Origin of the sequence: Streptomyces sp. ISL-43, assembly GCF_018614195.1 — a bacterium.
Lineage (GTDB): Bacteria > Actinomycetota > Actinomycetes > Streptomycetales > Streptomycetaceae > Streptomyces.
On record NZ_JAGGOT010000001.1, the window covers coordinates 95,946 to 121,046 of the forward strand.

Below are 25,101 nucleotides of genomic sequence, written 5' to 3' on the forward strand. Positions count from 1 at the left end.
CACCCTAGCGGATGAAGCCCCCAGGAATCGAGCCGGACCCCTGCGAGGTCACCGCCCGACGATCACGTTCGCGAGCACCCCCCAACGTCTTGTATTGTTTGCGGCGGAGGATTCGCCTAGTGGCCTAGGGCGCACGCTTGGAAAGCGTGTTGGGGGCAACCCCTCACGAGTTCGAATCTCGTATCCTCCGCACTCGCCCACCAGGGCAAACGAAGGACCCGACCGCATCGCGGCCGGGTCCTTCGTCGTTCCGTGGTTGCAGTTCTGGTTGCAGTTCCCGATCTACGCCCCTCGCTGCCTTGGGATGACCGAGGCCCCGGCAGGCGTCACAGGCCATCGCCGCGTTGGGCCCGTACCGGCGCATCAGCTGCCCGCAGCCGATGCACGGACCGACCTCCCACGGAGGACATCCCAGGGTGGCTGCTGCGGCGGACCGCTCGACTTGTGTGATCCACGTCGCACGCCGCTTCCGATGGGCCGGCATGCGGGCGAGGGTGAAGCCGCCCGTGGGCTGCCCAAGATCCCTGACCGGCCTGGGGTCGCTCCGAAACCACCCTTCCTCGCCGGCCTGGCAGGAACGATCGATCTCCTGCTCGGAGAAGGTGATCTCGTCGTCAGCTTCCTGCTCCTGGACCTTGGGCAGGGGATCCCACTGACCGGTCAGCTCCCGCCAGGTCCGACAGTCGGTGCGGGGAACCCACATGTGGCGGCCGGCCCGACCGCCGCCACGGCTCGGCACGAAGACCGGCACGCTGTCGCCGGTGGCGCTGGTCAGGATCAGGTCCTCGATCCGGACGGGAGGCTTGGGCGGGTCGCAGAGCCGCCGGGAGGAACCACTCGGCGTGGACCGCGCCGCAATGGCCCGTGCCGCCGTTGTCGGGACAGTGGAGCGCGCTGCTCGACAGACAGCGCCAGACCTGTAGGTGCCGGTACCCGCCGCGGATGACCATCTCGCTGCCGTCGGCGATCTCCCGCCAGGACATGTCGTCGACCCGGGCCCAGGGTGCTCGGTCGATCAGGGCCGCCGTGTCGTCCTTGGCGACCCACAGCGGTGTGATGTCGTGCTCCATGGCGTTGACCGACCGCCGGTGGACGCTGCTGGGGCTGAGCGGGGAGTACTGGATCTCCCAGCCGATCTGGATTCCAGAAGGCCCAGTAACCACAGCATCGGTAACGCCGCGCCGGTTGGGCATACCCACCTCGGCGTCTGCGGCCAGCCCGTACCCCTCGGCGGTCTCGACGACCCGCTCCTTGGTGGCCTTGTGCTGATCGCTCTCCGCCGGCGTCGGCTTGTGCGTGATCGGCAGGTGAGCGGCAACCAGCGGTGAGCGGCCACCGACGCGAGCCCGCCGGATGAACATCCACGGGGACTTCCCACCCGCCTCGGACGCGCACGGCTTGCCGGCCTTGTGCGCGAGGCACTCCAGCAGCTGGGGGTTCCGCTCCGACACGCTGGTCATGATCTCTTCGAGCAGACCGGGGTAGCCGCGGACCCCCAGGTCTGGCTGCGTCAGGTTGATCGCAATGCCGTATTTGGTATGCCACACGCCATTGGCCATCCATCCACGATAGGAGGGACTACTGACACACGACAGGGCGCATAAAGGCTCGAACTCGACTCAGCGCCAAAGAAGTTCGCCGTCTCAGCAGAGCGGAGGGCCCATGCAGCTCGGCTACGAGACCCCTCCCGCTCCAGCTTTCTACGCGCCAAAGAGAAATTCGCACCAGACGGCCTTGCCACCGCCTGGGGTTCGACGCGATCCCCAGGCAGAAGCAACCGCCGCGATAACCGAAATGCCACGGCCGGTCTCATCGGCTGGCCCTGACTGCCGCCGACGGGGAAGGTGATCGTCCCCGTCAGTCACTTCGACGACCAAGCGGCGGTCAGTACGGCGCAGCCGGAGCCACATGGGCGGGCTGCCGTGCTGGAGAGCATTGGCCACCAGTTCGCTGGCGGCCAGGACGCCGAGATCGCACATGTCCGCTGGGAGATCCCACGAGGCCAGGACGCCCCGAGCAAACGCCCTGGCTCGGGGTGCTGCTTCCGTTCCCCCGAGGAGTTCCAGGGCGGCGTTACGGAACAGATCAGCCTCCGCACCCGTGCGGACGGGGTTCTGCAGGACCATCACAGCGGTGTCGTCGTCATCGTCTGGCTCGACGCCGAGGGCACCCATGAGACGGTCGCAGATGGCAGTGGAAGTGCCCTGCGCACTGCTGAGGGCAGTCTGCAATGTAGCGACGCCTTCGTCGATGTCCACGTGGCGGCGTTTGACCAAGCCATCGGTATAGAGAACAGCGGTAGAGCCGGGGCTGAGGGGGATGGCTCCAGACGCGTGAAGCCAGTCTCCAGTGCCCAAGGGTGGACCAGTGGGTTCGAAGGCCCGGTGCACAATGCCGGCTTCGTCGCGGACGAGGATCGGGAGATGACCGGCGGAGGCGTAGACGAGCTGTCCCTCGTTCGGGTCGTAGACGGCGTACACGCAGGTAGCGATCTGGCTGGCCGCGATCTCGACGGCGAGACCATCGAGGAGCTGGAGGACCTCGTGCGGCGGCAGGTCCAGGCGGGCATACGCCCGAACGCCGGCGCGCAGTTGGCCCATGACGGCGGCGGCGCGGACCCCATAGCCGCCCAACACGTCGCCCACGACGAAGACCGTGCGGCCAGCGCCCAGAGTGATGACGTCGTACCAGTCGCCACCAGTGGCGACCTCGGTGCTGCCCGGTCGATAGGCAGCCGCAATCCTCAAGTCGTCGGGCTGCTCCAGCTCCTGTGGCAGGAGGGACCGCTGGAGATTGACAGCGGTGGCACGTCGGTCATTCTCGACAGACGCCAGCCGCTCCTGTAGCTCCGCAACGATCTCTTCCGAGCGGGTGACGCGTTCCCCAAGCTCCGTAGGTTCTCCCTGCTCATCTGGGTTGTGCGGAGTTGTTCGGGACAACCCAGAAGGATGGGCTTCGAGCGTTCCGGGCTTTGGCAGCACCTCCCCCGGGATCACGCGCTCATCACCGGTGCCGTCAGAAGCAACACCGAGTTCGTCTGCGGCGTCCTGGACAGCCTCCTCTTCACGATCCAATGCATCGCCTGTCCGCGCGAGGATCTCGTCGATTTGATCAAGAGCGCTTTCCTCGCCCAGACCGCGTTGGTCAAGGGCGCCGGAGGGAACGGCTGGAAGCTCCCCAGCCTCGCTGGAGTACGGTCGTTGGCCGATCTCCAGCAGGTACGCCTCCAGCGCCTGTACGCGGCGGGCAGCGAGGTCCGCGATGCGCTGGGCCTCGTCACGTTGCCGCACGGCACGCTCAAGCTGAGCATTCAGGCGCACCTCCTGCCCTCGAGCACGTTCAAGCTGCGGCTGAAGCGCCTGCATCCGGTCCTGGAAGGGCGTGCTCGCACTCGTGAGGGCATCGATACGCCGCGACAGCTCCGCAACCTTGGCCTGCGCCTGCCCCAGGACGAGGAACAGCATCGAAGCGATCTTGAGGGCTTGTTCGCGCCCCTGCTCACTCGTCTCGTATGCCTGGCGCGCTCGAACAAGGTCCCTATAAACCTGGATCGTTCGCTCCTTCTCCTCAATCAGTTCGCGGGGCGAAACAATCGCCTGCCCATCCAAGCCAACCGAAGTGGGGGAGGTATGCGCCTTGTCCCACAGGGCCCGCACGGTGCGCACCCGTCGCTGCGCCTGCTCGCTTGGCTCCTCCGGGAAGCACACGTCGGCGACTGCCTCCACCACGTCCCAGTTCAAGTCCTCGCCTGACAGGTGTACGCGTAACCGGCGAAGATCCGGCACGTTCCCGGTCTCGAAGTGGTCAAGGGTCAAACGCCCATGAACCTCGCGAACGCTCAGTCCGGCTTCATCGATCCACGACCGAATCGTGTGCACCAGTGCGTTGGCTTCAACACTGGCCCCCTTGGGTGCCGACCAGGGACGTCCTGGACGCTTCGGCCTTGCCCCCACCGCAACCCCCCAATTGTTCCGCGACAAACCGTCATTGTCGCCGGAACAACATCCAAGCGGTCCCACGAGGCGCAACGCAGCCGGATCGTGTTCTCGCACACAAGAGAGACCCGCGTAGCGCGAGATCGGAGACACCTATGTACCTCACTCACGCCAGCCTGCTCCTCGCCACACTCCTGTTCATCAGCCTGCTGGCCATGGGAGCAGCAGGTGCAGCGGTCGCCCTCGCTCGCTGGGACGGCCACACTGTGCCCGCCTCGCTCAGCCGAGGGGCTATCGCCTTTGCGGGCACGATGACCCTCGGAGCGTCACTTGTGGGTCTCTTTATGGCGCTCAGGTGAGGCGGCACGGGACCGCCCCACCCGGCGACGCGCAATGCGACCCATCCCTCCGTAGGCCCTTCGGCGGTTCATCTACCACTCGTCGGTATCGCCGTACTTCCCCGGGTTCCGCGCACGGTCCACGGCCTGAGCACACGCCTCTACGAAGGCCGCCTCAACGGCCGCCTTGTCCGTGCCTCGCACCTGCGCCTCGACCTCCTGGCCCGAACCGGGGCGTCGCGCCGTGCGCCAGGCCGAGGCGCGGTCGGTGTAGACGTCGGTCTCGAAGTCCCAGGCCGGCACCGACCACAGTTCGGGAAGTGCGGTCACCACGCGTTCCCCACCGGGCAGGAACAGGGCTCGGCCGTGGAAGACCACGGAGCGCTCCGGCATCTGATCGCGAAGGACGCTTGCGCCGCCGGGGCCCTGGTGCTCCCGGCGCCAGCGGTCCCACACTTCCACCTCGGTGGCGTGATCAGGCCAGTCCTCGCTCCACCGTGCGACGACCTCGTCGGCGTGCTCGCGGTGGAGGAAGGCAATCCGCCGCTCGCCGAGGCGGGCTACGTGGATCATCAGCTCGGCGGGGACAGGGCTCTGACCCGCGCCAGCAACACCTTCTTCTGGCCCTTGCTCCGTACCCCACAGGAGGCCGCCGACCTTGTCAGCAGTGTCCTTCAGGACGCGACTGGTGAGGTGTTGGTAGCGGCGGCGCATCCGGGCGGACTTGCCGGGTTCCCAGCCCATGATGGCGTCGACGACCGCGTCCGGAACGCCGACCGAGGAGTGGTTCCGCACCCGGGTTCTTCCCCGCGTGTCCGGCGCGCGGTTTCTCCCCTACCAGGTGCGGCAGCTCCGGAGTGAGCACGTCCCCGCGATGCTGCGCGACGAGGACCGGAAGAGCATGGTCCGTATCGCGGGGGACCTGGTGAAGGTCTCCGCGCGGTGGTACTGCCTGCCCTTCCACTACTTCCGCTACGCCGGATACCGGCGCGAGGTGTCCGCCGAACGAGCCTGCTGCTACTTGCAGGAGACGGCCCTGTTCCACCGGCTCCTGCCTCGCGTGAACCGGGACACGATCGACCTGGACGACAAGACGTCCTGCAAGAAGATCCTCGCCTCGGCCGGAATCCCGCAGCCCGCCCTGATCGCGAGCGGCGACCACCGCGCGGGTGTGACGTCCGACGGCGAGGCGGTGTCGCTGCCGGACGTCCTCGATCGCGTCTCCGGCTTCGGGCGCGTGGTGGTGAAGCCCTCCCGCTACTCCAGCGGCGGATCCGGCGTGGTGATCGTGCGCCCTGGCGAGGACGGCTTCGACCTGCCGGCCTACGCGCAGCAGTGGGGCACGTGGCTGGTGGAGCAGCACATGCCCCAGCATCCCGACCTGGACGTGTTGAACCCGTACGCCCTCAACACATTCCGCGTGATCACCCTGCTGCGTGAAGGCGCCGCCGAGGTCCTGTACGTGATGTTGAAACTCGGTGGCACAGAGAGCACCACGGACAACTCGGCCGCCGGCGGCATGCAGATCCGAGTCCACCCCGACGGAAGACTCGACCGCCACGGCTACGACCGGTACCTGACCGCCCACACCCGCCACGAGGTCAGTTCGGTGCCCTTTGCCGACCACCGGATCTCCCGCATGACGGAGGTCCAGGAGCTGGCCGCCCGCGCCGCCCGCCTGTTCCCGCAGGTTCCCTTCATCGGCTGGGACATCGCTCTCACGCCCGAGGGACCCGTGGTCATCGAGGGCAACAGCAGCCCTTCCCTCGGACACATCCAGCGCACCCACGGCGGTGTCGCGCTGGAGCTCGTCCCCGCGCTCCGCTCCGTGATGGATCGCCCGATCATCTGACCAGGAGTTCTCGTGGAAAACCTCAAAATGCAGGCCCGTGCCGCGGCCGGGGGCCTGCTCAACACGCTCAAAACGATGCCCGACGTCCAGGCGCTGTACGTCCTTTCCTCCTCGGCCGTCGCGCCGCGCAACGTTACGCGGTTCAGCACTGACTCCGACTTCGACCTGGCCGTCGTCCTCGACGTCCCGATCAAGGACGACGAGTGGAGGCCGCGGTCGGCGGACACGTACGCCCTGGTCCGTGACCGGCTCCCCGCCTGGGTCCCGGAGTTCAGCTTCCACCTGCCCGTGCCCTGGGGGCTCATGGAGATCAACGTCCACCAGCTCCTCTTCCAGTACGAGGCCGACCCGCGCACGACGTGGAACAGCGACAAGTGCGACGCCTACGGGAACAAGGGCGAGCCGCTGTTCGACCGCGAGAACGCCTTCGAGGCGCTGATCTCCCACAAGACGCGGGAGCAGCTTGAACGGCTGGAGGGCGAGACCCACCGGCTGTACAACCGGATCACCTGGGACGTGCGTGAGATCCCGCTGCGCATGGCGCGGCGGGTCGGCGTGCCCACGGGTCACTTCGTCCTGTCGGGGGCGCTGGACGAGGTCGTGGACTGGATGTACGCCCGCTCGGGTCGGCTGCTGCCGAACATGAAGTGGAAGCTGTACTCCCTCGGTGCGCTCGGTCTGATCAGCGGCGAGCAGGAGAACCTGCTGATCGAGGCCCAGCAGTGCGACCCGCTGTCGATGGTCGACCTGGAGCGGCGGTGCGAGGCCCTGGGGGAGTTCTGCCTGTCCGCCGGGATGGACCGAGCCCCGGCGCGATCGCGGCCGTGCGGAAGGCGTACCAGCAGGCCAACCACCACCTGCTCGGGGACGAGGCAGCGGTCTTCGCCACCCTGCCGGCCCCGCGTCTCGTTCCCTTCGGCGGGCCCGGCGGTACCAGTTAGACGCTTATGTCCGGGCGTCAGTACGCTGCGTGATCCGCTTACACAGGAGGCATGATGTCGATCAAGGTCCACAACACGCTCACCGGCCAGTCGGAGGAGTTCCGCCCCGAGCGGGAGGCCGAGGTGCGGATGTTCGTGTGCTGACCCACCGTGTACGGCCCCAGCCACGTCGGGCACGCGAAGACGTACACGCAGTTCGACTTCATCGCCCGGTACCTGGAGGCGAGCGGGTACAAGGTCACCTACCTCCAGAACATCACCGACGTCGACGACAAGATCATCCGGCGGTCGGCGGAGGAGGGCGTCCCGCCGGAGGAGATCGCGGCGCTCTTCGAGAAGCAGTACCTGGAGGACATGGCCGCGCTGGGGAACACCCGCGTCGACGTCCACGCGCGGGCCCACGACCACATCGACGCGATCGTGGACCAGATCAAGCGGCTGATCGACCGAGGCCACGCCTACAAGCTCGACGACGGCTGGTACTTCGACCTGGCCTCGTTCCCCGCCTACGGCAAGCTCTCCGGTCGCACCGACCTGCGCCCCGAGGACTCGGTGTCGCGGATCGACGATAACTCGAAGAAGCGCAACACCGGCGACTTCGCCTTGTGGAAGGGCCGCAAGGACGGCGAGCCGTTCTGGGAGACCGAGCTGGGCCAGGGCCGGCCGGGCTGGCACATCGAGGACACCGCGATCACGGAGACGTTCTTCGGGCCCTCGTACGACCTGCACGGCGGGGCCGTCGACCTCATCTTCCCGCACCACGAAGCCGAGGTGGCCCAGATGGAAGCCGCCTCCGGCATCGAGCCCCTGGCCCGGTACTGGATGCACACCGGTCTGCTGCGCGTCGACGGCGAGAAGATGTCGAAGAGCACGGGGAACTTCCTCACGATCCGCGACGCTCTCGCCCGGACGGACTTCCGCACCCTGCGCCACGCGTTCCTCTCCCAGCACTACCGATCCTCCATGGAGCTGAACGACTCCACGCTGGAGCAGGCCCGAGGGGCACGCCGCCGGATCGAGAACTTCGCCCGGACCATCGACCCCGCGCACACGGACAGCCAGGCGAACGCCGCACGCGCCGCCGATGCCGGGAAGGAGATGCGTGAGCGCCTGGACGACGACTTCGACACCCCCGGCGCCCTCGCCGTCCTGTTCCAGTACATCCGCGAGCAGAACCGCATGGAGGAGCCGGCCGGCCCGGCCGCTCTGCGGCTGATCGAGGACGTGAACAACCTCTTCGGAACCTTCGACATCCCCGGCTCCGCCCAGAGCGACGCCGCCGTCGACGAACTCGTGAAGGAACGCGACCGGCTCCGCGCGGCGAAGAAGTTCGCCGAGGCCGACGCGATCCGAGACCAGCTCACCCAGCAGGGCGTGATCCTCGAGGACTCGCCCGAAGGCACCCGTTGGTGGAAGGAGCCCACCTCATGACCTGGAAGAACCGCTTACCGCTCGTCGTAGAGAGCGCGATACCCCTCAGCCTCTGCGGAGCGCTGATGGACCACGTAAAGAACCAGACCGCCCGCCCGCGTACATACCAGGGCCTCATCGACGAATCGCTGCGCAAGAGCGAGATGCGCGCCGCCTTGCTGACCGAAGCAGTCCGGAAGTCGCTGGTCAGATCAAGGTGATCAAGGGTTGGGCAACGGCCTTGACCGCGCCGACCGTCCCTGCGGCCCCGCCTACCCTTCCGTTACCGCCAACAGAAGCTTCGAAGTGCGGCCAGGGTCGGCTGGGCAGACATGCGGAGGACTCCGCACGGGTGGGCGCACGACACCGTGCGTGGAAGCGAGTGGAGTTCCGCTGGTGGGCACGCTGCTGACGCGCCTCCGGACGGTGAGACCAGGTGCACTCGGCTGGTGTTCCCGGTGCTGCCGGGAGTCCGGACCTGGCTTCCACAGCTAACTCACACGAAGCGGCCAAGATCGATGCGACCGTTTGATCCGCAGCCACTCCCAAGGTGCAGGCCGCGTACCGCGCACCGAACTCGTCGGGGATACCGGAGGGTTCCGCATCCAACTTATCCGGGTGCGCGGCTATCCGCCGAGGCCTGCCAGCCTACTGCCAAGTCAACCGTGTCGCTCAGCGCCTGGCAACCGACGGTGCCGCCCCGCCCTTGAAGAAGCCCCAGGGTCGGACCCTGGGGTTTCTCCGGGCTCATGCCGTGGGTGGCCTCATTCCTTTGCGGCCTTGAAGGAGACTGCCGACACCGTGACCAGGATGACCGCGAGTACGACGCATATCCCTCGCAGCGTGGCATCGGTTCCGAGGGCGCCGCCGGCGGCCGCGGCGATCGCCGCGGCGAGCGCCGCAAGGGCGACCGTGCGGGAGCGGCCGGACTTCGGGGTCTGCTGCATCTCAACCTCAATCATCTCTTGCTGCATGGTGCATCCATGATCGGCCATGGGCGATGCCGAAACATCATCTTGTGGCCAGAAGTGCGCGGTTGACGGTGAGGGGATCGCTAAGTCCCTGCGCGGCGATCACCCCCAGCAAGGCCTCCTCCCGGGGGAGAACGCCAAGCCGGTTCGTCATCATGTGCACCTGATGGAACAACAGGTGTCCCGTGGTGCGCGGGATCCCGGCAGCGGCCGCCTCGCGCAGGTGGGCGGTGAGCGTCGCGGTCCACGATGCGAGCTGTGCCGTCACCGACGTGTCCGCCGCGAGTTCGGCCGCACGAGGGCCGATGCCCCAGCGGTCCAGCGCCGCTTCGTCGCGCAGTCGCGACTGCAGTTCCCCGGCCTCAGGGCCCGCGTCCCGTGTCCACCAATGCAGGTGCCGGGCCCAGAAGTGCGCGGCGTCGAGCGGTACGTCTGCGGCTGCCTCGCCGAGGTGGTCCAGCGAGCGGACGGCAGCCTCCATCAGCAGTGTCGCCAGTGCGGCCCGATCCGGCGAGCGCCGGAAGTCCGCTGCCCACAGGGCCAGGTCGCTCGACTCCTGGAAGACCGCTTCGGCAAGCCGCGTACCGTCTGGGCCGCCGTACTTGCCGTATTCCGGCTCGTACACCGCGACATCGGCCCCCGCGTACCGCCCGCCGAAAGGCCGGAAGTCGAGGTCGAAGAGGGAGAACCGCTGCTCGGCGCGCTCCCGGCCCAGTGCGGCACACTGCGCGGCCAGCTCCGGCAGGCGCTGGTGCAGCGCGTCGAGCAACACGCGTGGGCCGTGGATCCGCAGCCGTAGATGTGGACCCCGCCAGTCGGTGTACTGGATGTGGAACCACCGGTCGGCGCCCTGCTCCACGGCCCAGGTGACCAGGGGGCGCAGTACGTCGACGACTGCCCTGTCGAGCTGGTCCAGTCCGCCCGGGTAGAGCCGTACATACCACCAGCCCGGCTCGTCGAGTGCTCGTACGTCGTTCACCGTCACCTTCCTTCCTTCCGGACCGGCCGGTCCCAGCGCAGCAGTGACACATGCTCGGCGGCCCGGGTCAGCCCGCGCCCGTCGCGGACCCAGAACTCGTCGGGCTTCGGTGACATCTCCGCGAACCGGATCGCCGCGCTGTCCGCTCCGCCGATCCGGCTGAGCGCAGCCCACACGGCGTGCGGACTGCGGAAGGACAGCCACGCGGGCTTGGCGGCGGACTGGTCGCCCATCGGCACGGCCGACTCCACGGACAGGAACACCTGGTCCGGCATCCCGTGTTCCAGGCGCCATCTGTGCACGCGCCGGTGGAAGGCGACGGCGTTCTCGCCCTGTTCCGGTCGGGGAATGAGCCCCGGGGCGCAGCGCCAGGTACGCCTGCCCAGCACCAGGCGGCCGTGTTCGACCGGCGGGATGACCTGCATCTCGTCGGGTGCGGGCGCGGGCGCCGTGTCCAGCGGGCTCCGGGTGCAGCGTTGCCGGGAGCCGTTGACCCAGGGGTCGGCGAGGCACAGCAGCAGCCTGGACACGCCCGGTATGAGGTGCAGCGGCACGACGCCCAGGTAGACGGGCGCCACCGGCAGGCCGTCCGGTCCGGTGAGCGACAGGGTGTCGTCCACCGTGCTGTGGTGCACGGCGATCCCGGTGAACGGCGCTCGCGGCACGCCGGACGCACCGGGTTCGCCCGGCCAGTCGAGTCGGCCCGGCAGGATCGCGTCGGCGACCCGGTGCATGCCGTTCACGTCACCGGACAGGGTGAGCTGACGCGGGGTGGCGTCGGGGTACGCGGCACAGATCCAGTCCCTCAGCCGCGGGGTCAGGCCGCCGTCGCCGGGGGCCGCGGGGCCGGGGGCATCGAGAAGGTGCCGGAACCGTGCGACGAGGCCGCCCATACCGGGGTTGTACTGGTTGATCACGACCCGGTGTCGCCCGGCGCGAATCTCGTCGGCCGACGCCGCCGCGACCTGGTACAGCACCGCCGTCGTCGGTGGCGCGCTGCTGGCCGAGACCGGCAGCCAGGCCCGGTCCGTGGGGCCGCCCATGGTCCGGTGGTCCAGGGTCAGTGCCCGGGCGAACTTCTGGTCGTGGGCGGGATCCGCCGCCACGTCCCAGAGGAAGTCGAGTACGTCGTCGCACCGCCCGCCTGCGCCGTAACGTACCGTGAACTCCTCGCAGAGCCAGTCGTACAGGTGCGAACGGAAGATGTACGGCCGGATGAGGGCACCCAGCTCGGCGATATCCGCACTGACCTCGGACACCGGGAGGTCCACCCGTACGTCGGACGTCGCGTCCTCGTAAACGGCGAACGGGGCGGCCGGGCGGGGCGAGCCCGCGTCGTCGGGCCGGGTCAGGGCTGCGAGGCGCTCCACGTTCCGCGCCCGGTCCGCGCCGGGCAGCCCGCTCAGCTGCGCGGTCTCCTGCTCCAGTTCGGACAGGAGTCGGGCGGTGGCGCGCACGTCAACGCCGTCCAACTGCCGCAGCCTGTCCGCCAGTACGGTGAGCGGCCGCGCGTCGTCGGGCCGCCAGGGCAGCACCAGCCGGAGCCAGCCGGTGTCGAGCAGCCTCACGTAGGCGGCGAAGGGGTCGGCGCCGCCGATCAGCTCCAGGCACTCGGCCACGGACATCCGGGGCCACGAGCAGATCTGCCGAAGCAGCGGTGCGTACGCGGAGGCGTCGGTGAGGGTGTCGGTCCGCCAGGCGGTGGATCCTCCCTCCCCGCTGTTGTTGTACGAGGGGATGAGCAGCCGGGGAGCGCCGCCGCTGTATCGGACCGAGTCGTTCGGCTCGACCTCCAGGACCGGCGCGAAGCGGTGGTCCCGGGCGAGCGCGTCGAGCCAGGACCGTACGTGCTGCTGCGCGACGTAGGTGTGCCCCGAACCGTCGGCGGGCATCCCGTCGAGGGCGAGCGCCGTCAGATGCGAGAACGGGCTCGTCTTCAGGGCGGCCCGCGTGACGTACCCGAGGACGGAGCGCGCGGCCTTGCTGCGCGGCGTCAGCGGATCGGACGACAGGTACAGGAGCACATGCCGGTTGGCAAGGGCGAGCCCCTGGGCCAGCCGGGGCTCTTCGAGGATCTCGCGGAGCCGGCGGGTCGCCCGCTCCGCTTCGGCCTCGTAGCGCGCCTCAGTCTCGGTGTACTGCCGGGTGAGGCGGCCGGCGGTGGTGAGCCAGGAGTCCAGTCGGGCCCGGTCCACCGGGTCGAGGAGTGCGGCGACGTCCTCCACAGCGTCGAAGGCCTTCAGCCTCCGGTTGTGCATGGCGCGGCGCAGGTTCAGGACCTTGCGGCGCAGCGCCGGCGTCTCGTCGAGCGTCGGCACCAGCGCGTGGAGTGCGTCCGACAGCTTCGCCGACACGTCGTCGAGCTGCTGCTCCAGTTCGGTTTCGAGACGCAGCGAGGCGTCCGTCTGCGGCATCTCCAGGTCGAGCGCCTCTACGGGGAGCCCGTTGACCCGGTGGACGGTGAACGGCGACACGAACGGGGTCATCATGCGATCACCGCCTCGATCACGCCCCACCAGGAGCGGAGCACGAAACCGACCAGGACCACGCCGTAGGCGAGGCACAGCGTGCCGAAGGCCAGGTAGCCGAAGCGCTTGGCCCGGCCGGTGGCGGCGAGGTTGCTGGGCAGCGGGGTCCGCGTCACCAGGTGGGCGAGGTAGGCGAAGGAGCGGCCGCGTACGTTGACCGAGCCCATCGTGGACTCGAGCGCGTGGTAGCCGTCCGAGGGCAGCAGCGGGTTCAGGTTGACCAGCATCAGCAGAAGCTGGAGCTGGAGCAGCGCGCCCGCGACATCGTGCACCGGCCCGTCGGCGGTGAGGAGCAGCAGGCCCGCGACTCCGGCCCATACGGCGTCGCTCATGGGACCGGCGAGCGCGATGAGGACACGGGGGGCCCGGGAGCGCACCCGGTAGGCGTCGGTGCGGTCCACGTACGCCACCGGCATGACGTAGAGCATGAGGGTGATGCCGGCTTCGCGCACGGGCACCCGCAGGTACTGGCAGACCAGGGCGTGGCCCAGCTCGTGGACCGCGATCTGCAGCATCAGCAGGGGGATCGCGAGCCAGGACCAGGACGTGTACGACGGCAGGCCCTCGGCGGCGACGGCGTAACCGGCGGTGGAGAGGGCGGCGGCCACCAGGACGAGCCAGGAGGCGACCACGGCCGAGGACGGAAACACCCGCAGCAGTCGTGCGACGGGGTCGAGAAGGACGTGGACGGAACGGGTCAGCGGCAACCGGGGCATTCGTTCGCGCAGGGACCAGCTCATGAGGCGCTGGCGGCGGGACTCGTCCTGCGGTGCCATCGTAAGGACGCCGGCCTGCCGCAGCTCGTGGAAGAAGCGTGTCACGGCCGCCTCGATCCGCTGGGGATCGCCGGACGAGGACGCGATAACCCTGCGGATCACATCATCGGCGGTCGGCGCGTCGTCGAGCAGCGAAAGGACGACGGTGCCCGCCTTCGAGACCGCCACATACCGGCCGCTCGAGCTGTCGAAGAGCAGCGGCCGGCCGTCGATCCCTTCCAGCAGTTCCACGGTGCCTTTCAAGGCGAGTGGTTCGGTGCCGAGCCACGCCGTGTCATCGGGCGCCTCGACCTCGCCCGGCGCGTCCACGGCGTCGGCCGGGGGCTTCCTACGCCGCACGGACATGGCGACGGATCGCATGGGACCTCCTGAGGGGATACTGGGCTGAGACCCCGCGGGGTCGGCAATCTTGCACATTGCCGACCCCGCGGGGCCGATCAGCCGGCGATCGATGACTCGGTCATGGCGCAGGCCAGGCCGGGGATTGGCTGCCTGCTGCGGCTTTGGCCGTGAAGCCGCGCCGACTCAGCCTGCCGAGGACCAGCTGCCGGCCGAGCTGACCGAGGAGGCCGGGCAGCTGCCGCTGCCGGCGCAGGCGAAGCTGCCGGAGGTTCCGAGCAGCGCCGTCTTGCTGAGGGGCTCGATCGTCAGATCCTCGGCGGTGAGGTCGAGGGCGAAGAGGTCCGCGGTGGGATCCGTCGACGCGGGGGCCGTGGTGGTGTGCGACACGGTGTGTTCCTTCCTGGTGGAAACCGGAGGCGGTGCGCTCCGGAAGAATGGACCGATCAGTTGCTGCAGGACCCCGTGGAGGCAGTCGACGCGGTGGACGCGGGGCAGCTGTACGAACCGACGCTGCTGCTGGAGGTCCAGCTCGCGAGGGAGGCGGTGTCGCTCAGCTGCTCGACCTGAAGGCCCTCGGCGAAGTCCTCGGCGAACAGGTCGAGGTGCGCGGTGCTTTCCATGTGCTTCTCTCCTGGGTGATAGAGGTGATGCGGTGCGGTGTGCCCTCTGCCGTCGGCTAGCCGGCGGAAGAGGCGCTGGCGCTCGTCGATGCCGTGGACGCCGGGCAGGAGGCGCTGGTGAAGGTGCCCGCCGAGCCCCACGTGCCGAGCAGGGCGGCGTCGTCGAGGACCTCTGCGGTCAGGTCGGAGGCCAGATCCTCGGCGAAGAGGTCCAGGCCGTCGTGGTCGCGCATATCGGATTCCCTTGGTCGGTCGAAGTGATCGGGAAGTGTGGTGTCAGCCCCGCGAGCTGGCGGTACCGGCACACATCGCGGTCGATCCCGGGCAGGACAGGCAGCCCATCGAGCCGACGGTGGAGACGGACGCCAGCGAAGAATCGGTGGGCAGCGCATCGACCGTGAGCGAGATGTCCTCGGCGAACAGGTCGATGGCAATGTCCTCGTGATGCACCAAAAACTCCTTGTCGTGGTGGTTCGGGTCGGCCGCGCCCCGACTGGGCGCGGAGTCTGTGGGGCCCTTGAGGGCTCAGGCAGCCGGGCCGTCGAGCGGCGGGCGGCCCACGGCGAACGCCAGCAGCTGTGCCGTGCGGTAGCCGTCGAGCCCCAGCAGCGGCTTGAGGGCAGACGAGAGGAAGCCGGCGAAGATGCTGCCCACCAGGCCCTGGTCCAGGGCGGCGAGCCAGGCGGTGTGGGCGGCCGCTCCCGCTCGGGCCATGAGCAGGCGGTGGCCGTGCTCGCCGTGGCGGTCCAGGGAGGCCGCGAGGGAGCCGCAGACCAGCACGATGGCCGGGGCCCAAGCGAACTCCATCTGGAGGACCATGCTTTCGGCGGCTTCGCCCTCGGGGAGATCCGCGAGCCGGGAGAACTCCCCGAGCTCGGGTTCATATCCATAGAGCCCGGTGGGGAGCCCGGTCACATTGCGCGCGGCGACCAGGAAGCCGAGCGGGCCGCCCGCATGGTGGTCAGGCCAGCTGAGGCTGTCGAACGACTGCGCCTGGTTCAGTACGGCGGCCAGCTCGTCAGCGGTCACCGGGGCCGGCGCGTACGTCCGTACGGCGACGCGGTCCCTGAGCAGCTCGTCCAGCGGCCGGGCTCCGGCGGCGGCCGGTGTCACCGGCACGCCCGGGGCGTCGGCCTCGAGGGATGGGGTCGCGAGTGCCGGATCGGGCGCGTCGTTGTAGCGCCGCACGGCCGCTTGGTCAAGACGGCTGCGCACTTGGAGTTCCCGCATCACGTCGTTGTAGTCGAGCGGGCCGGACAGGGGTTCGGGGCGCTGCCAGGTTGCCGGACGCGGCGTCATGGTCAGGACTCCTTCGCGACGGAGGGGTGAAGTGTCAGCACTCCGGTGATCGGTTCCGACTCCAGGTCGAGGTCGAGGACTTCGGCCAGGCCCAGGTCGTCCCACCGGTCGAGTGGTTGTGCCCGCAGGCCCAGTGAGCTCGCGACGTGGCACATCTGCGCCAGTGCCACGCCCGCGTCGAGGTGGACGACGCGCCAGGCGAACGCGGAGTACTTGGACGCGACCCGGGCCAGCGCGCCGGTGAGGACGATCGTCACCGGGGCGTCCTGGCCCCCTGCCACGGCGGGTTCGCCGTTCCGCTCGGAGAGCAGGGCCATCCGGTGGCCGGCCGTCTCGTACCCCCACACGCCGCTGGGCAGCCCCTCGACGTCCCGTACCAGCGCGTGGAGTTGGACCGACCCCAGGTTGCCTCCGGTAGGAGCCCAACGCTGGATGTCCTTGGCCGGCGCAGGGTCCTGCCGCAGGCCGGCGCCGCGCAGCAGGACCGAGGTCAGATGGCCGAGATCGACGCGGGAGACGAGGGGAGCGGAGCCGTCGCGCAGCGGGGTGAGCGGGGCGGTACCCGTGCCGGGCAGCGCCACCGTCAACGCGCTCGGCCACTGCTTGCTCTCCCTCTGCAGGACGATGTTCCCCGGCTTGTAGTGCATTTGGTGATCACGGGGATTGAGCAGGCGGCGCGGGGGGAACGCGACCGACGTCTCGAAGGCGACCGCCAGCGGCACCCCGCCCTGGGCGAGCGTCGAACCGCCGTCGGTCCGCTCCGGTACGGGTGCCGTCACGTGGACCGACTGCTGCCAGGTGACGAGGTCGGTGCGCACCCGGCCGCGCAGGACGGGTGTCGATCCGACCCGGGCTATCAGTGCGGTGGCGTGGCTGACGATCAGCGCGGCCAGGACGAGTGGTTCCGGGTGCTCGCCGGTCGGCCGTTCGTCCGAGGGCGGCGCAGGCGTGCGCTGCCGCTCCGCTTCCCCGAACGACAGGGTGAAGGACTCGTCGATGTAGGGACCGACGTCAAGCGTCGGGCCGGTGACATGGACGGGCAGCAGGGGAACAGCGTGCTCCGCGCACCAGGAGCCGATCTGGCTCATGTCCTCGGCGCCAGTGTCGCTTCCGCCGATCGCCACCACCAGATCCAGCTGAGCGTCGCCGGACGGCTCGGGCGACGCCCATACGTCCGCAGCGACACCCACAGCGGCAAGCTCGTCGCGCACCAGTGCGCAGATCGGGCCGTCCCCCGCCACGGCGACCCTTGCCCGGGTGAGCCGGCGGGCCGCCTCGAAGGCGCTGATGTTCACGCGGGTGGAGTCCAGGTTCCGCGACAGGTACCTCGCGACCGGCCCGTCCCCGTCGAAACTCCCGGCGCCATCGGCCGTCGCGTCCGGGTCCTGCGGCGCGCCTTCTTCGAGCAGCCCGCAGGTGTAGAGCAGAGCCCGCGCCTGTTCGACGTGCTCGACGCGGACGTCGGCGGCCGCCGCGACGGCGGACACCTCGCGCGTCCCGTCGAAGAGCGGAAGGAGCTTCGGGATCAGCTCGCGGGTCGCGGCGCCGCGGAGCACCTGGCGGCCTGCGGCTCCCTCGACGAGGATGCCGTCCGGGAGCGGCACCGTGACCAGCCCGCGGCACAGCGCGGGCCGTCGCGGGACCCGGAACTGCGGGTCCGTCACCACCGCCCGGTGCATGTCCCGGGCGGAGAGCAGTTTGCTGTCGACCATGGTCTTTCCTCAGTCACGGGCGAGGAGCGCGGGCGCGTCCTCACGCTCGGTTCCGGCCGGCCGCGAGCGGTCGGCCGTACGGGAATCCGCGTCGGCGGGAGGCAGCAGGCCGGAGAGGTCCTGGGCCAGGGCCTCCCAGCTGGGGCGCTCCTGGCCACTGCGGGGGCGGCAGCGGTCGCAGCCGTGGACGCCCACGACCCGGGCGTGGCTGATGTGCTGCTCCAGCAGATGCCAGTGGCGTACGCTGCCGGCGTCGTGGCAGCCCCCGTCGCGCTCCATTCCGTGTAGCAGCTGCAGGGCCGCGCCGGCGGCCATCGCGGTGTGCTGGGGCAGGAATCCTCCCGGGCCGGCGGTGGGGTGCGCGTCGTAGTGGGCGTGGAGGGCCGCCGTCAGTGTGCTGCCCTGTTCGTGCTGGGCACGGCGGCCTCGGAAGCACCGGTAGCAGGCTCCTTCCCCGGGCACCACCACGGGGCCGACGCGCAGCCTCGGGTGCTCGTTGACTACCGCGAACCAGGGGGTTCCCCAGTCGGCGGACTGTGCGTCGAGCACCTCCGCGAGCGCCGGGACCTCCCGCCAGGAGACCAGCACCCGGATGTCGGCCACGGGCCAGCGTGCCGGGAATGCGAGGTCGGCGGCATCCTGCCCGGCGGTGACCTCGATCGCGTCGTGGTGGCGGAGCATGCGCTCCGCGACGGCTTCGCCGAACTCGCCGACGGCGAGAACATGCACCTTCGTCATGACTGGTTCATCTCCAGGAGGCGTGAGCGGGCGCATCACGCGAACGGCTGCGGCAGCGGGTTGAGGTCCGGTTCGGCGTGCACGGGGTATCCCATGCGGGCCGGTGCCTCGTAGAGCCGGGGGTGTGCGAGATACCGGGCGCGGTGGGTGAAGGACAGCGGCATCAGGCCCGGTACCAGTACGCGGACCACGCGGAAGCCGACGTCGCGCGCCTCATCCGTCGTGCAGTCGACGGCCACCGCCTCGTATCCGGCCCGCGCGAGCATGTCGACCAGCAGCGCCAGGTCCTGGCCGCTGTCCCCGCTGGACAGGTGGGGCAGCTCGCTGAACGGCGTCCGCGCCTCCCCCTTGAGGAGGAAGTCGAAGTCTCCGAGCCGGTCGGGGCTCCCCATGTAGGACGCGCCGTGGAAGACGTGCTGGAAGTCGTCGACCGAGTCGGGCATCGGCCGGTTGACCTGCATGGCGATCCGCGAGGACGCCGACTCCCTGATGATCTTGGCCACGGAATCGGCCGGGTCCAGGCTCGTGTTGCACATGACCATCTGTCCCAGCACCTCGTTGTGCGGGGACAGGTCGACCGAGTAGACGGTCGGGATGCCGAGGTCTGTGGTCGCGTCGAAGAAGACGGTGTCCACCAGGCTGTCGCGGGACTTCTTGAGGAACGGCTCCAGAGCGGCCGGCACCTCGTCGAAGTCGATACGCGGCAGGGCGAGGCGCTGGTACCAGGTCAGTGCGATCGCGTCGCGTTCCACCACTTCGCACAGTCCGTTGATCAAGGCCTGTGCGAGGTCGGTGTGCGTGGCGCAGCCGGTGGAGATGGGGTTCCAGCCCCGCTCGCCCACCGACTGGGGCGGGATGTGCATCCACACCTGGACCGCGGGGACCCACTTCGGCTCTCGCCGGGTCAAGGACCAGCCCCGAACCCAGCGCATGGGAGCGCGGGTGTCGACGTCCACGGTGAGCGCCTTCGGGTGGTCGAGCTCCGCGGGTGAGCAGCGGGGGAAGCTCTCGAGGTCGAGGGCCTGCGATCCCAACTCCTGCGCTGTCGCCCAGATGATCTCCTCAGGGCGTACGACGCACATGGAGTAGCGCTCCAGCGCCTCGGCCACGCTCAGCAGGGCAGCCCGCTGCGGATCAGGGGCGCCGCCGGCGCCGTCCATCTCCCCGCGTACGTCCCGACCGCCCACGGAGTGGGCCACGTTGGGGACGACCGGGGTCAGGTTCCCCAGCGACGCCGTCGAGATGGGGAAGCGTGCGTCGCCGTGCTGATTGGGCAGCCGGTGGGTCCGCTCGACCAGTCCGTACGGCCCGACGAGTGCGTCGAGGTCCTTGAGCCGACCGAGGCCGGCCTGCAATGCGCCAGAAGTCATCGTTCTTCTCCCTGGTCCCAGCGGAACAGACAGGCGGCAAGGCCGCCGAAGATCAGCGTCGCGATGGTCAGTACCAGCCAGTCGACGCCGAGGCCGTGCGTGGACGGCGCGCCGGTGAGCTGGTGGTTCAGTGCGTCCACCAGGTACGTGGTGGGTAGGGCGTCGGACAGAGTCCGCAAGGCGCCCGGGAGCATCTCCAACGGGATGAACAGCCCGCCGAGCAGAAGGACAAGGGGCATGAGGACGGCCAGCAGGCCGTTGGCCACTTCGGGGTTGCGCAGTCGCGAGGCGGCGAGGTAGCCAAAGGCGAAGAGCATCAGCGCCCCGAGCATGCCGGTCGCGAACAGCAGCACCGTCCCTGTGGCGGAGAGGAAGCCGAGCGACACGGCGACCGCTCCCAGCAGGATCAGCTGGCCGGCGACCAGTGCCAGTCGCACGGGTGCCTGCGCGACGACGAAGGTGAGCCGGCGCAGCGGCGTGGTGCCGAGCAGCCGCAGGGTGCCCCGCTGGCGCAGGGCGATGAGCGGCGTGGCCGTACCAAAGAACGCCACCGACATCAGGGCCATCACGAGCGCCGTCGGCAAGGAGGCCTTGACGGGATCGAAGGGCTGACCGCCGTCCGGGGTGCGGAAGGCGGCCCGCGACGGGCTGATACCGCTGTCGTCGAGCACCTCGCGCAGGGTCCGCATGGCGCCGAACTTCGCCGAGTCGAGGGTGACGGTGGCACGGCCGTCGGTCGCCTGGACGATCGCGTCGTATCCGCCCAACTGCGTCGGGCCGGCCTCACCGGACCACGGTTCGGCCGAGAAGCCGTCCTCGGCCGCGATCCGTTCGAGGATCTGCTGCTGTACGGGCGACGCGACGACCGCCACGCGGTAGGAACCGCCGGTGTTCAGGTGGCCGAAGCCGAGGAACATCCCGAGGAAGAGCAACGGGAAGAACACCACGAAGAAGAGGGTCTTGCCGTCTCTGTACAGCTCACGGGCATTGGCCGTGATCAGCTGTCGCAGTGCCGACGACGAGCTCGTCGAGCGCATCAGGATCCCTCCGGCGTTCGTATGACGTCCGCGGCACGTGTACCTGCACCGGTCGCCAGGGTTTCGAAGACCTCTTCCAGGCCTCCGCGTACGACGTCCAGTCCGCGCACCTGCAGTTCCTGGTCGGCGGCGATGCTGCGCAGCGTCTCGTCGGCGTCCCGGGTGCGGACCCGCACGGCGACCCTTCCGCCCTCGATCGGAGCTGCCTCGACGGCAGCGGTCGAGCTCAGGAGCCGGACGGACTCCAGGGACGCCGAGCCGTCGGCCGTGAAGGTCACCGTGCTCGTGTCCGCCAGTTGGGCGACGAGTGCCGCCGGGGTGTCGCACGCGGCGATCCGGCCGCCGACGATGACGGCCACGCGGTCGCAGAGCTCGGTGGCTTCCGTCATGTCATGTGTGGTCAGCAGGACGGTGCCGCCGCGCTCGCGATGCGCGCGCACCACGGCCCACAGGTTCTTGCGGGACTGCGGGTCGAGGCCGGCGGCCGGCTCGTCCAGGACGAGCACGTCCGGGCGGCCGACCACCGTCACCGCGAGCAGCAGCCTGCGCCGCTGTCCTCCGGACAGGGCCTGGACTCGGCGATAGGCTTCCTCGGCGAGCCCTACGTCGGCCAGTACCGCATCGACAACGGCCGGGTCGGGATAGAAGGATGCCCACAGTTGCACCGTTTCGTGCACCGTCAGATTCGGGAACAGGGCACCTTCCTGGGGCTGTACGGCGACCGACTGCCGGAATTCCTCAGTCCGTTCTGCCGGATCCATGCCGAGGATTCGTATCGTGCCCGCAGTAGGCTTGCGTAGCCCGACGAGGCATTCCAGCGTGGTGGTCTTTCCTGCCCCATTGGGACCCAGTAGACCGAACACCTCACCGGGACGGACTTGGAAACTCACCCCGTCGACCGCGTCTTTGGTGCCGTACCGCTTGCACAGCTCGCGGACGTCGACGACCGCGTCCGCGGGGCCGGACAGCGCTGGACTCTGTACATCGGACACGGAAATGAACACCCTTCTGACAAAAGGAACCGGCCAGGGAATGTGCGCACGTAGAAAGAAATCAGGGCACGCCTAAGACAGCAGTCTCCCTGGCCGGAAAACGCCGGACTGCAACAACGCACGAAGAAACAACAGCGAAACGGAGGTTCCTGAATCCGCGCGAAAGCGGCGGATTAATCCTTCTACGTCTCGCGGCACACCATGAGCGGTAGCCGTAACTGGGCAGCCCAAACAGGCATAAGAATTTTCCTTCCCCCGTGAGCCGCACCGACGGGAACTGGTCACGCCCTCGTCAGCGGCTCGAACTTGACTATATATCCGAAGACAGTCGGCCCAGAAATAGAATTTCACCCGCATTCATGCAGGCGGCGCATGAATGGGCCGGCCGGTTGCTTCCGTGGCCGGCACGCCCTCAGGCGGCCGCCTCGGCCGCCTCTGCGGCCTCTGCGGCCTCGTGGGCGGCAAGGATGAGCCGCCGTGTCAGCGGGTGCGCATCACGCTTGCGATACACCAGATGGAGGGGCACCGGCGGCGCGCCCACCATCGGCACGAATGAGACACCTGGATGCTGATGCCGCCGGGCCGCCGCGTCCGGAAGAACGGCGATGCCCCGTCCGGCCGCGACCGCCTCCAAGGCCTCGTCGAGGTTCCCCACCTCGACCCCGACCCGCGGCCTGCACCGACGCGGCCACTCGTCGGGCGGGGTCGAGTCACTCACCGTATTGAGGACAAGGGGCAGTTCAGCAGCCTCGCCCCAAGGAATGCTGGCACGCGCCGCCCACGGCGTATCGCGCCCCACCGCCGCCACGCGCTCCTCGTGGAGCATCGTCGTGGCCGAGACGTCAGGGGCCGAGATCCTGCCCCAGACCAGCGCTACATCCGCGTCCCCGCGCTCCAGCTCCGCCATCGGGTCGTCGCGCCTGACGAACTCGACGCCCACTCCCGCGGCCCCTTCGAACCGAGCCGCGGCACGCTGCGCCCACGTGCCCGGCAGGCCCCACGCGAAGACGAGGCGCGGTCTGATCCGGGCCCCGTCCAGCCGCAGAGCGGCGTCGAGCCGCGGCAGCAGAACGGACAGCTCCCCGTAAAGACGCTCTCCTTCCTTTGACAGTTCCACTCTCCGCGTCGTGCGGTTCAGCAAACGCGCACCCGCGTGCTCCTCCAGCACTTGCACCGTACGACTGAGTGTCGGCTGTGTAATGTTCAACTTATATGCCGCGCGAGTGAAACTGCGCTCCTCGGCGACGGTCAGAAATCCCCGTATGTGGTGCAGCTCAATCCCCATGACTCATGGATACCACTCGGCACTGACCATGATCGCCAGCTGCGACCTGGGGTCATCGTGACCGCCGTCACCCCTGACGCCGATTGCGTCGCCTTTTTGGAAACCATTTTCCACGAACCGGATCCCGTTGAATTCAATTCAGCCATCCATGGCGCAAGTGGCCGAAACTAGTCATCTGATCCTCCTGGTGACCACCCTGGCCCCGCACGGGTCGAACGGCGTCGACGACCGCGTCAGGGACGCCCAAGATCAGCAGGCCGTGGTGGCGGTGCGGCGGGCGTCATGGGCAACTCGCCCCCACGGTCCTCGTCAGTCGCAGCCCGCTGAAAGCGACCCTTGCCGCGCTCCGCGCCGAGGGCTGCACACCCGTCGCCGAGATCGCCGAGATCGCCGAAGGAACCGTATGCATCGAGAAGGCCCGGTCCCATGGGGCCACCACTCCCGTTCCCGCCCCACGGCAGACCGGAGCGCGGGCCATTGTTCGTGGTTGCAGTTCTGGTTGCATTCGCCCCCGTCCGGGACCGTCCGAGCGGAGGCCGGCAGAGTGCTCCGCCCCAGTCCAGGACGGGTACGGCCCTCGCCGGACGGGCATACGAACATTTGGAAAGCGTGTTGGGGGCAACCCCTCACGAGTTCGAATCTCGTATCCTCCGCCAGTGCCTCACCGGGCACTTGAAGGCCCCGACCGGGAAACCGGCCGGGGCCTTCTGCGTTCCATGGTTGCAGTTTCGGTTGGATTCATATCAGATATTTCATCCATTTCGCCTAGATGCGTGCTGATCGCTGGGTCAGTACGCCACCCGACCAGACTCCCGGCGTAAGCACCCGGCACCTCCCCAGCCCGCGGGAGCATCAGGGAGAGCTGATCCGCTCCGGATCCCCCGCGAGACCGCCGCAGCGGGACAATGGGAGTCGCAGGGCCGAGCCCGGAGGCCGCCATGTGTCCTCAGTCACCGCCACGGTGGGGGCCCGTCCCGGCGCGCCCGCCGGACGGTCGCAGCTGGTTCGCCCGGCATCCGCTGCTGACGGTGCTGCTCGCCATCACCGCCGCGCTTCTGGCCTTCGGGATCGCCGGATCGCTAACCAGTAGGCAGTCGGCCGTCCCGCCAGGCAGGGCGGTCACGGATTCCGGGCATCTGCCCGGAATGGGCGAGCCGGCCCGGGACGGGAAGTTCGAGTTCACGGTCACCAGGCTCCAGCCCGGGGTGAGCAATATCGGGGGTCCGTACGGTCGGGATGCGCAAGGCCAGTTCTTCCTCGTCCACATGACCGTGAGGAACATCGGGGACAGGGCTCAGACCTTCGACGGCTCCGACCAGAAGCTCATCGACCGCAACAGCAGCAAGTACAGCGCGGACACCGCCGCAGCGCTCTACCTCGACAAAAGCGAGTCGTTCCTCAACCAGATCAACCCCGGCAACACTGTCGACGGCATCGTCGTCTTCGACATCCCGAAGACCGCGGCCCCCGTGCGGATCGAGTTGCACGACTCGCTGTTCAGCGGCGGTACCACGATCGATCTGACCGTCCGACGCTGACGCACGCCTCGCCTACCGGACTCGGCGGCCTCCAGAAGCGCCGCCCAGACGACGCGGTGGCCCGTGCGGGGCAGGTGCGAAGTCCGCCCGCTGCCTCACGTGCCGTCTGTCCAGTACCGCTGAAGACGGGCCACGGCATCATCCTTGGTCAGCGCGGAGACCGCCTCTTCCGAGAGACCGACACGGTGGATCAGCAGATAGACCAGTTCCGCCGGCAGTGATTCCTTCGGCGCTGGCGGTGCCCCCCGATCGGGGAGCCTGCCGTCGATCACGCAGTCCCAGAACTCATTCTCGGTGACAACCAGCTGGTCGCGAAGGATGTGGCTCCACATCGCGGCACCGTAGACCGTGCGATCAACCGGGTGTGAGATGCGGGTCCGCAGGATCCGTCCGTCGTGCAGGGTCAGCTCGTAGGTGACGTGATGCGTACCTGTACGC

At 69.0% G+C, this 25,101-nt stretch carries 24 protein-coding genes and 1 tRNA gene; 6 read left to right on the top strand and 19 right to left on the bottom strand.

Going from position 1 to position 25,101, the window contains the following annotated elements:
- The first annotated feature begins 105 nt into the window (after positions 1 to 105).
- Positions 106 to 190: transfer RNA gene (locus J7F03_RS00455), tRNA-Ser, on the top strand.
- Between the two features lie 424 nt (positions 191 to 614).
- Here the strand turns inward: J7F03_RS00455 and J7F03_RS00460 are convergent.
- The 3 genes from J7F03_RS00460 to J7F03_RS00470 all read right to left on the bottom strand — a co-directional run bounded on the left by J7F03_RS00460 (position 615) and on the right by J7F03_RS00470 (position 5,068).
- The gene (locus J7F03_RS00460) at positions 615 to 1,559 is read right to left on the bottom strand and encodes a hypothetical protein (protein WP_251071197.1); all 945 of its coding nucleotides are present in this window, start codon (positions 1,557 to 1,559) and stop codon (positions 615 to 617) included.
- Between the two features lie 141 nt (positions 1,560 to 1,700).
- The gene (locus J7F03_RS00465; RefSeq protein ID WP_374104248.1) at positions 1,701 to 3,230 is read right to left on the bottom strand and encodes a SpoIIE family protein phosphatase; all 1,530 of its coding nucleotides are present in this window, start codon (positions 3,228 to 3,230) and stop codon (positions 1,701 to 1,703) included.
- A 1,136-nt stretch (positions 3,231 to 4,366) separates the two neighbouring features.
- Positions 4,367 to 5,068 carry a hypothetical protein gene (locus tag J7F03_RS00470; RefSeq protein ID WP_251071199.1) on the bottom strand — a complete coding sequence of 234 codons (702 nt, stop codon included), beginning with the start codon at positions 5,066 to 5,068 and terminating at the stop codon, positions 4,367 to 4,369.
- 46 nt (positions 5,069 to 5,114) lie between these two features.
- Here J7F03_RS00470 and J7F03_RS00475 point away from each other — a divergent pair, with 46 nt between their 5' ends.
- The 4 genes from J7F03_RS00475 to J7F03_RS00490 all read left to right on the top strand — a co-directional run bounded on the left by J7F03_RS00475 (position 5,115) and on the right by J7F03_RS00490 (position 8,697).
- Complete coding sequence (locus tag J7F03_RS00475; RefSeq protein WP_214946586.1) at positions 5,115 to 6,125, top strand: sugar-transfer associated ATP-grasp domain-containing protein; 1,011 nt, start codon at positions 5,115 to 5,117, stop codon at positions 6,123 to 6,125.
- A 12-nt stretch (positions 6,126 to 6,137) separates the two neighbouring features.
- Complete coding sequence (locus tag J7F03_RS00480) at positions 6,138 to 7,121, top strand: hypothetical protein (RefSeq protein ID WP_214946587.1); 984 nt, start codon at positions 6,138 to 6,140, stop codon at positions 7,119 to 7,121.
- A 95-nt stretch (positions 7,122 to 7,216) separates the two neighbouring features.
- Positions 7,217 to 8,497: a cysteine--tRNA ligase gene (gene cysS, locus J7F03_RS00485; protein WP_214946588.1), complete on the top strand. Its 1,281-nt coding sequence runs from the start codon at positions 7,217 to 7,219 to the stop codon at positions 8,495 to 8,497.
- Positions 8,494 to 8,697: a hypothetical protein gene (locus J7F03_RS00490; RefSeq protein ID WP_214946589.1), complete on the top strand. Its 204-nt coding sequence runs from the start codon at positions 8,494 to 8,496 to the stop codon at positions 8,695 to 8,697. Before cysS ends, J7F03_RS00490 begins: the two co-directional genes overlap by 4 nt.
- A gap of 543 nt (positions 8,698 to 9,240) precedes the next feature.
- On the opposite strand, the gene J7F03_RS00495 is transcribed toward J7F03_RS00490, so the two are convergent.
- The 15 genes from J7F03_RS00495 to J7F03_RS00565 all read right to left on the bottom strand — a co-directional run bounded on the left by J7F03_RS00495 (position 9,241) and on the right by J7F03_RS00565 (position 23,125).
- On the bottom strand, positions 9,241 to 9,438 hold the full coding sequence (locus J7F03_RS00495) for a hypothetical protein (RefSeq protein WP_214946590.1): 198 nt from the start codon (positions 9,436 to 9,438) through the stop codon (positions 9,241 to 9,243).
- A 49-nt stretch (positions 9,439 to 9,487) separates the two neighbouring features.
- Positions 9,488 to 10,426, bottom strand: a complete 939-nt coding sequence (locus J7F03_RS00500) for a thiopeptide-type bacteriocin biosynthesis protein (protein ID WP_214946591.1) — start codon at positions 10,424 to 10,426, stop codon at positions 9,488 to 9,490.
- Between the two features lie 2 nt (positions 10,427 to 10,428).
- Positions 10,429 to 12,915 (bottom strand): lantibiotic dehydratase family protein, encoded by a 2,487-nt coding sequence (locus J7F03_RS00505; RefSeq protein WP_214946592.1) that lies wholly within the window; start codon positions 12,913 to 12,915, stop codon positions 10,429 to 10,431.
- The gene (locus tag J7F03_RS00510; protein WP_214946593.1) at positions 12,912 to 14,090 is read right to left on the bottom strand and encodes a PqqD family peptide modification chaperone; all 1,179 of its coding nucleotides are present in this window, start codon (positions 14,088 to 14,090) and stop codon (positions 12,912 to 12,914) included. The genes J7F03_RS00505 and J7F03_RS00510 overlap by 4 nt, the downstream gene beginning before the upstream one ends.
- 165 nt (positions 14,091 to 14,255) lie before the next feature.
- Positions 14,256 to 14,459, bottom strand: coding sequence for a thiocillin family RiPP (locus tag J7F03_RS41840; protein WP_214946594.1), 204 nt, complete (start codon positions 14,457 to 14,459; stop codon positions 14,256 to 14,258).
- 56 nt (positions 14,460 to 14,515) lie between these two features.
- Entirely contained in the window at positions 14,516 to 14,692 is a 177-nt protein-coding gene (locus J7F03_RS00520) for a thiocillin family RiPP (protein ID WP_214946595.1), read from the bottom strand.
- 56 nt (positions 14,693 to 14,748) lie between these two features.
- Positions 14,749 to 14,925, bottom strand: a complete 177-nt coding sequence (locus tag J7F03_RS00525; protein ID WP_214946596.1) for a thiocillin family RiPP — start codon at positions 14,923 to 14,925, stop codon at positions 14,749 to 14,751.
- Between the two features lie 43 nt (positions 14,926 to 14,968).
- Positions 14,969 to 15,142: a thiocillin family RiPP gene (locus tag J7F03_RS00530; protein WP_308378857.1), complete on the bottom strand. Its 174-nt coding sequence runs from the start codon at positions 15,140 to 15,142 to the stop codon at positions 14,969 to 14,971.
- 75 nt (positions 15,143 to 15,217) lie between these two features.
- Positions 15,218 to 15,991 (bottom strand): nitroreductase family protein, encoded by a 774-nt coding sequence (locus tag J7F03_RS00535; RefSeq protein WP_214946598.1) that lies wholly within the window; start codon positions 15,989 to 15,991, stop codon positions 15,218 to 15,220.
- A 2-nt stretch (positions 15,992 to 15,993) separates the two neighbouring features.
- On the bottom strand, positions 15,994 to 17,703 hold the full coding sequence (locus tag J7F03_RS00540; protein ID WP_214946599.1) for a nitroreductase family protein: 1,710 nt from the start codon (positions 17,701 to 17,703) through the stop codon (positions 15,994 to 15,996).
- A gap of 9 nt (positions 17,704 to 17,712) precedes the next feature.
- Complete coding sequence (locus J7F03_RS00545) at positions 17,713 to 18,441, bottom strand: TOMM precursor leader peptide-binding protein (RefSeq protein ID WP_214946600.1); 729 nt, start codon at positions 18,439 to 18,441, stop codon at positions 17,713 to 17,715.
- A gap of 35 nt (positions 18,442 to 18,476) precedes the next feature.
- On the bottom strand, positions 18,477 to 19,811 hold the full coding sequence (locus J7F03_RS00550; RefSeq protein ID WP_214946601.1) for a YcaO-like family protein: 1,335 nt from the start codon (positions 19,809 to 19,811) through the stop codon (positions 18,477 to 18,479).
- Positions 19,808 to 20,848 (bottom strand): ABC transporter permease, encoded by a 1,041-nt coding sequence (locus J7F03_RS00555; RefSeq protein ID WP_214946602.1) that lies wholly within the window; start codon positions 20,846 to 20,848, stop codon positions 19,808 to 19,810. Before J7F03_RS00555 ends, J7F03_RS00550 begins: the two co-directional genes overlap by 4 nt.
- Entirely contained in the window at positions 20,848 to 21,840 is a 993-nt protein-coding gene (gene ccmA / locus J7F03_RS00560) for a heme ABC exporter ATP-binding protein CcmA (protein WP_214946603.1), read from the bottom strand. Before ccmA ends, J7F03_RS00555 begins: the two co-directional genes overlap by 1 nt.
- 412 nt (positions 21,841 to 22,252) lie before the next feature.
- A complete protein-coding gene (locus J7F03_RS00565) occupies positions 22,253 to 23,125 on the bottom strand; it encodes a LysR family transcriptional regulator (protein WP_214946604.1) in 873 nt (290 codons plus the stop codon).
- Positions 23,126 to 24,063: 938 nt separating this feature from the next.
- On the opposite strand from J7F03_RS00565, the gene J7F03_RS00570 reads away from it, so the two are divergent.
- Positions 24,064 to 24,663: a DUF4352 domain-containing protein gene (locus tag J7F03_RS00570; RefSeq protein ID WP_214946605.1), complete on the top strand. Its 600-nt coding sequence runs from the start codon at positions 24,064 to 24,066 to the stop codon at positions 24,661 to 24,663.
- A 95-nt stretch (positions 24,664 to 24,758) separates the two neighbouring features.
- Here J7F03_RS00570 and J7F03_RS40630 read toward each other — a convergent pair whose 3' ends face one another.
- A complete protein-coding gene (locus J7F03_RS40630; protein WP_251071200.1) occupies positions 24,759 to 24,995 on the bottom strand; it encodes a hypothetical protein in 237 nt (78 codons plus the stop codon).
- Between the last annotated feature and the right edge of the window lie 106 nt (positions 24,996 to 25,101).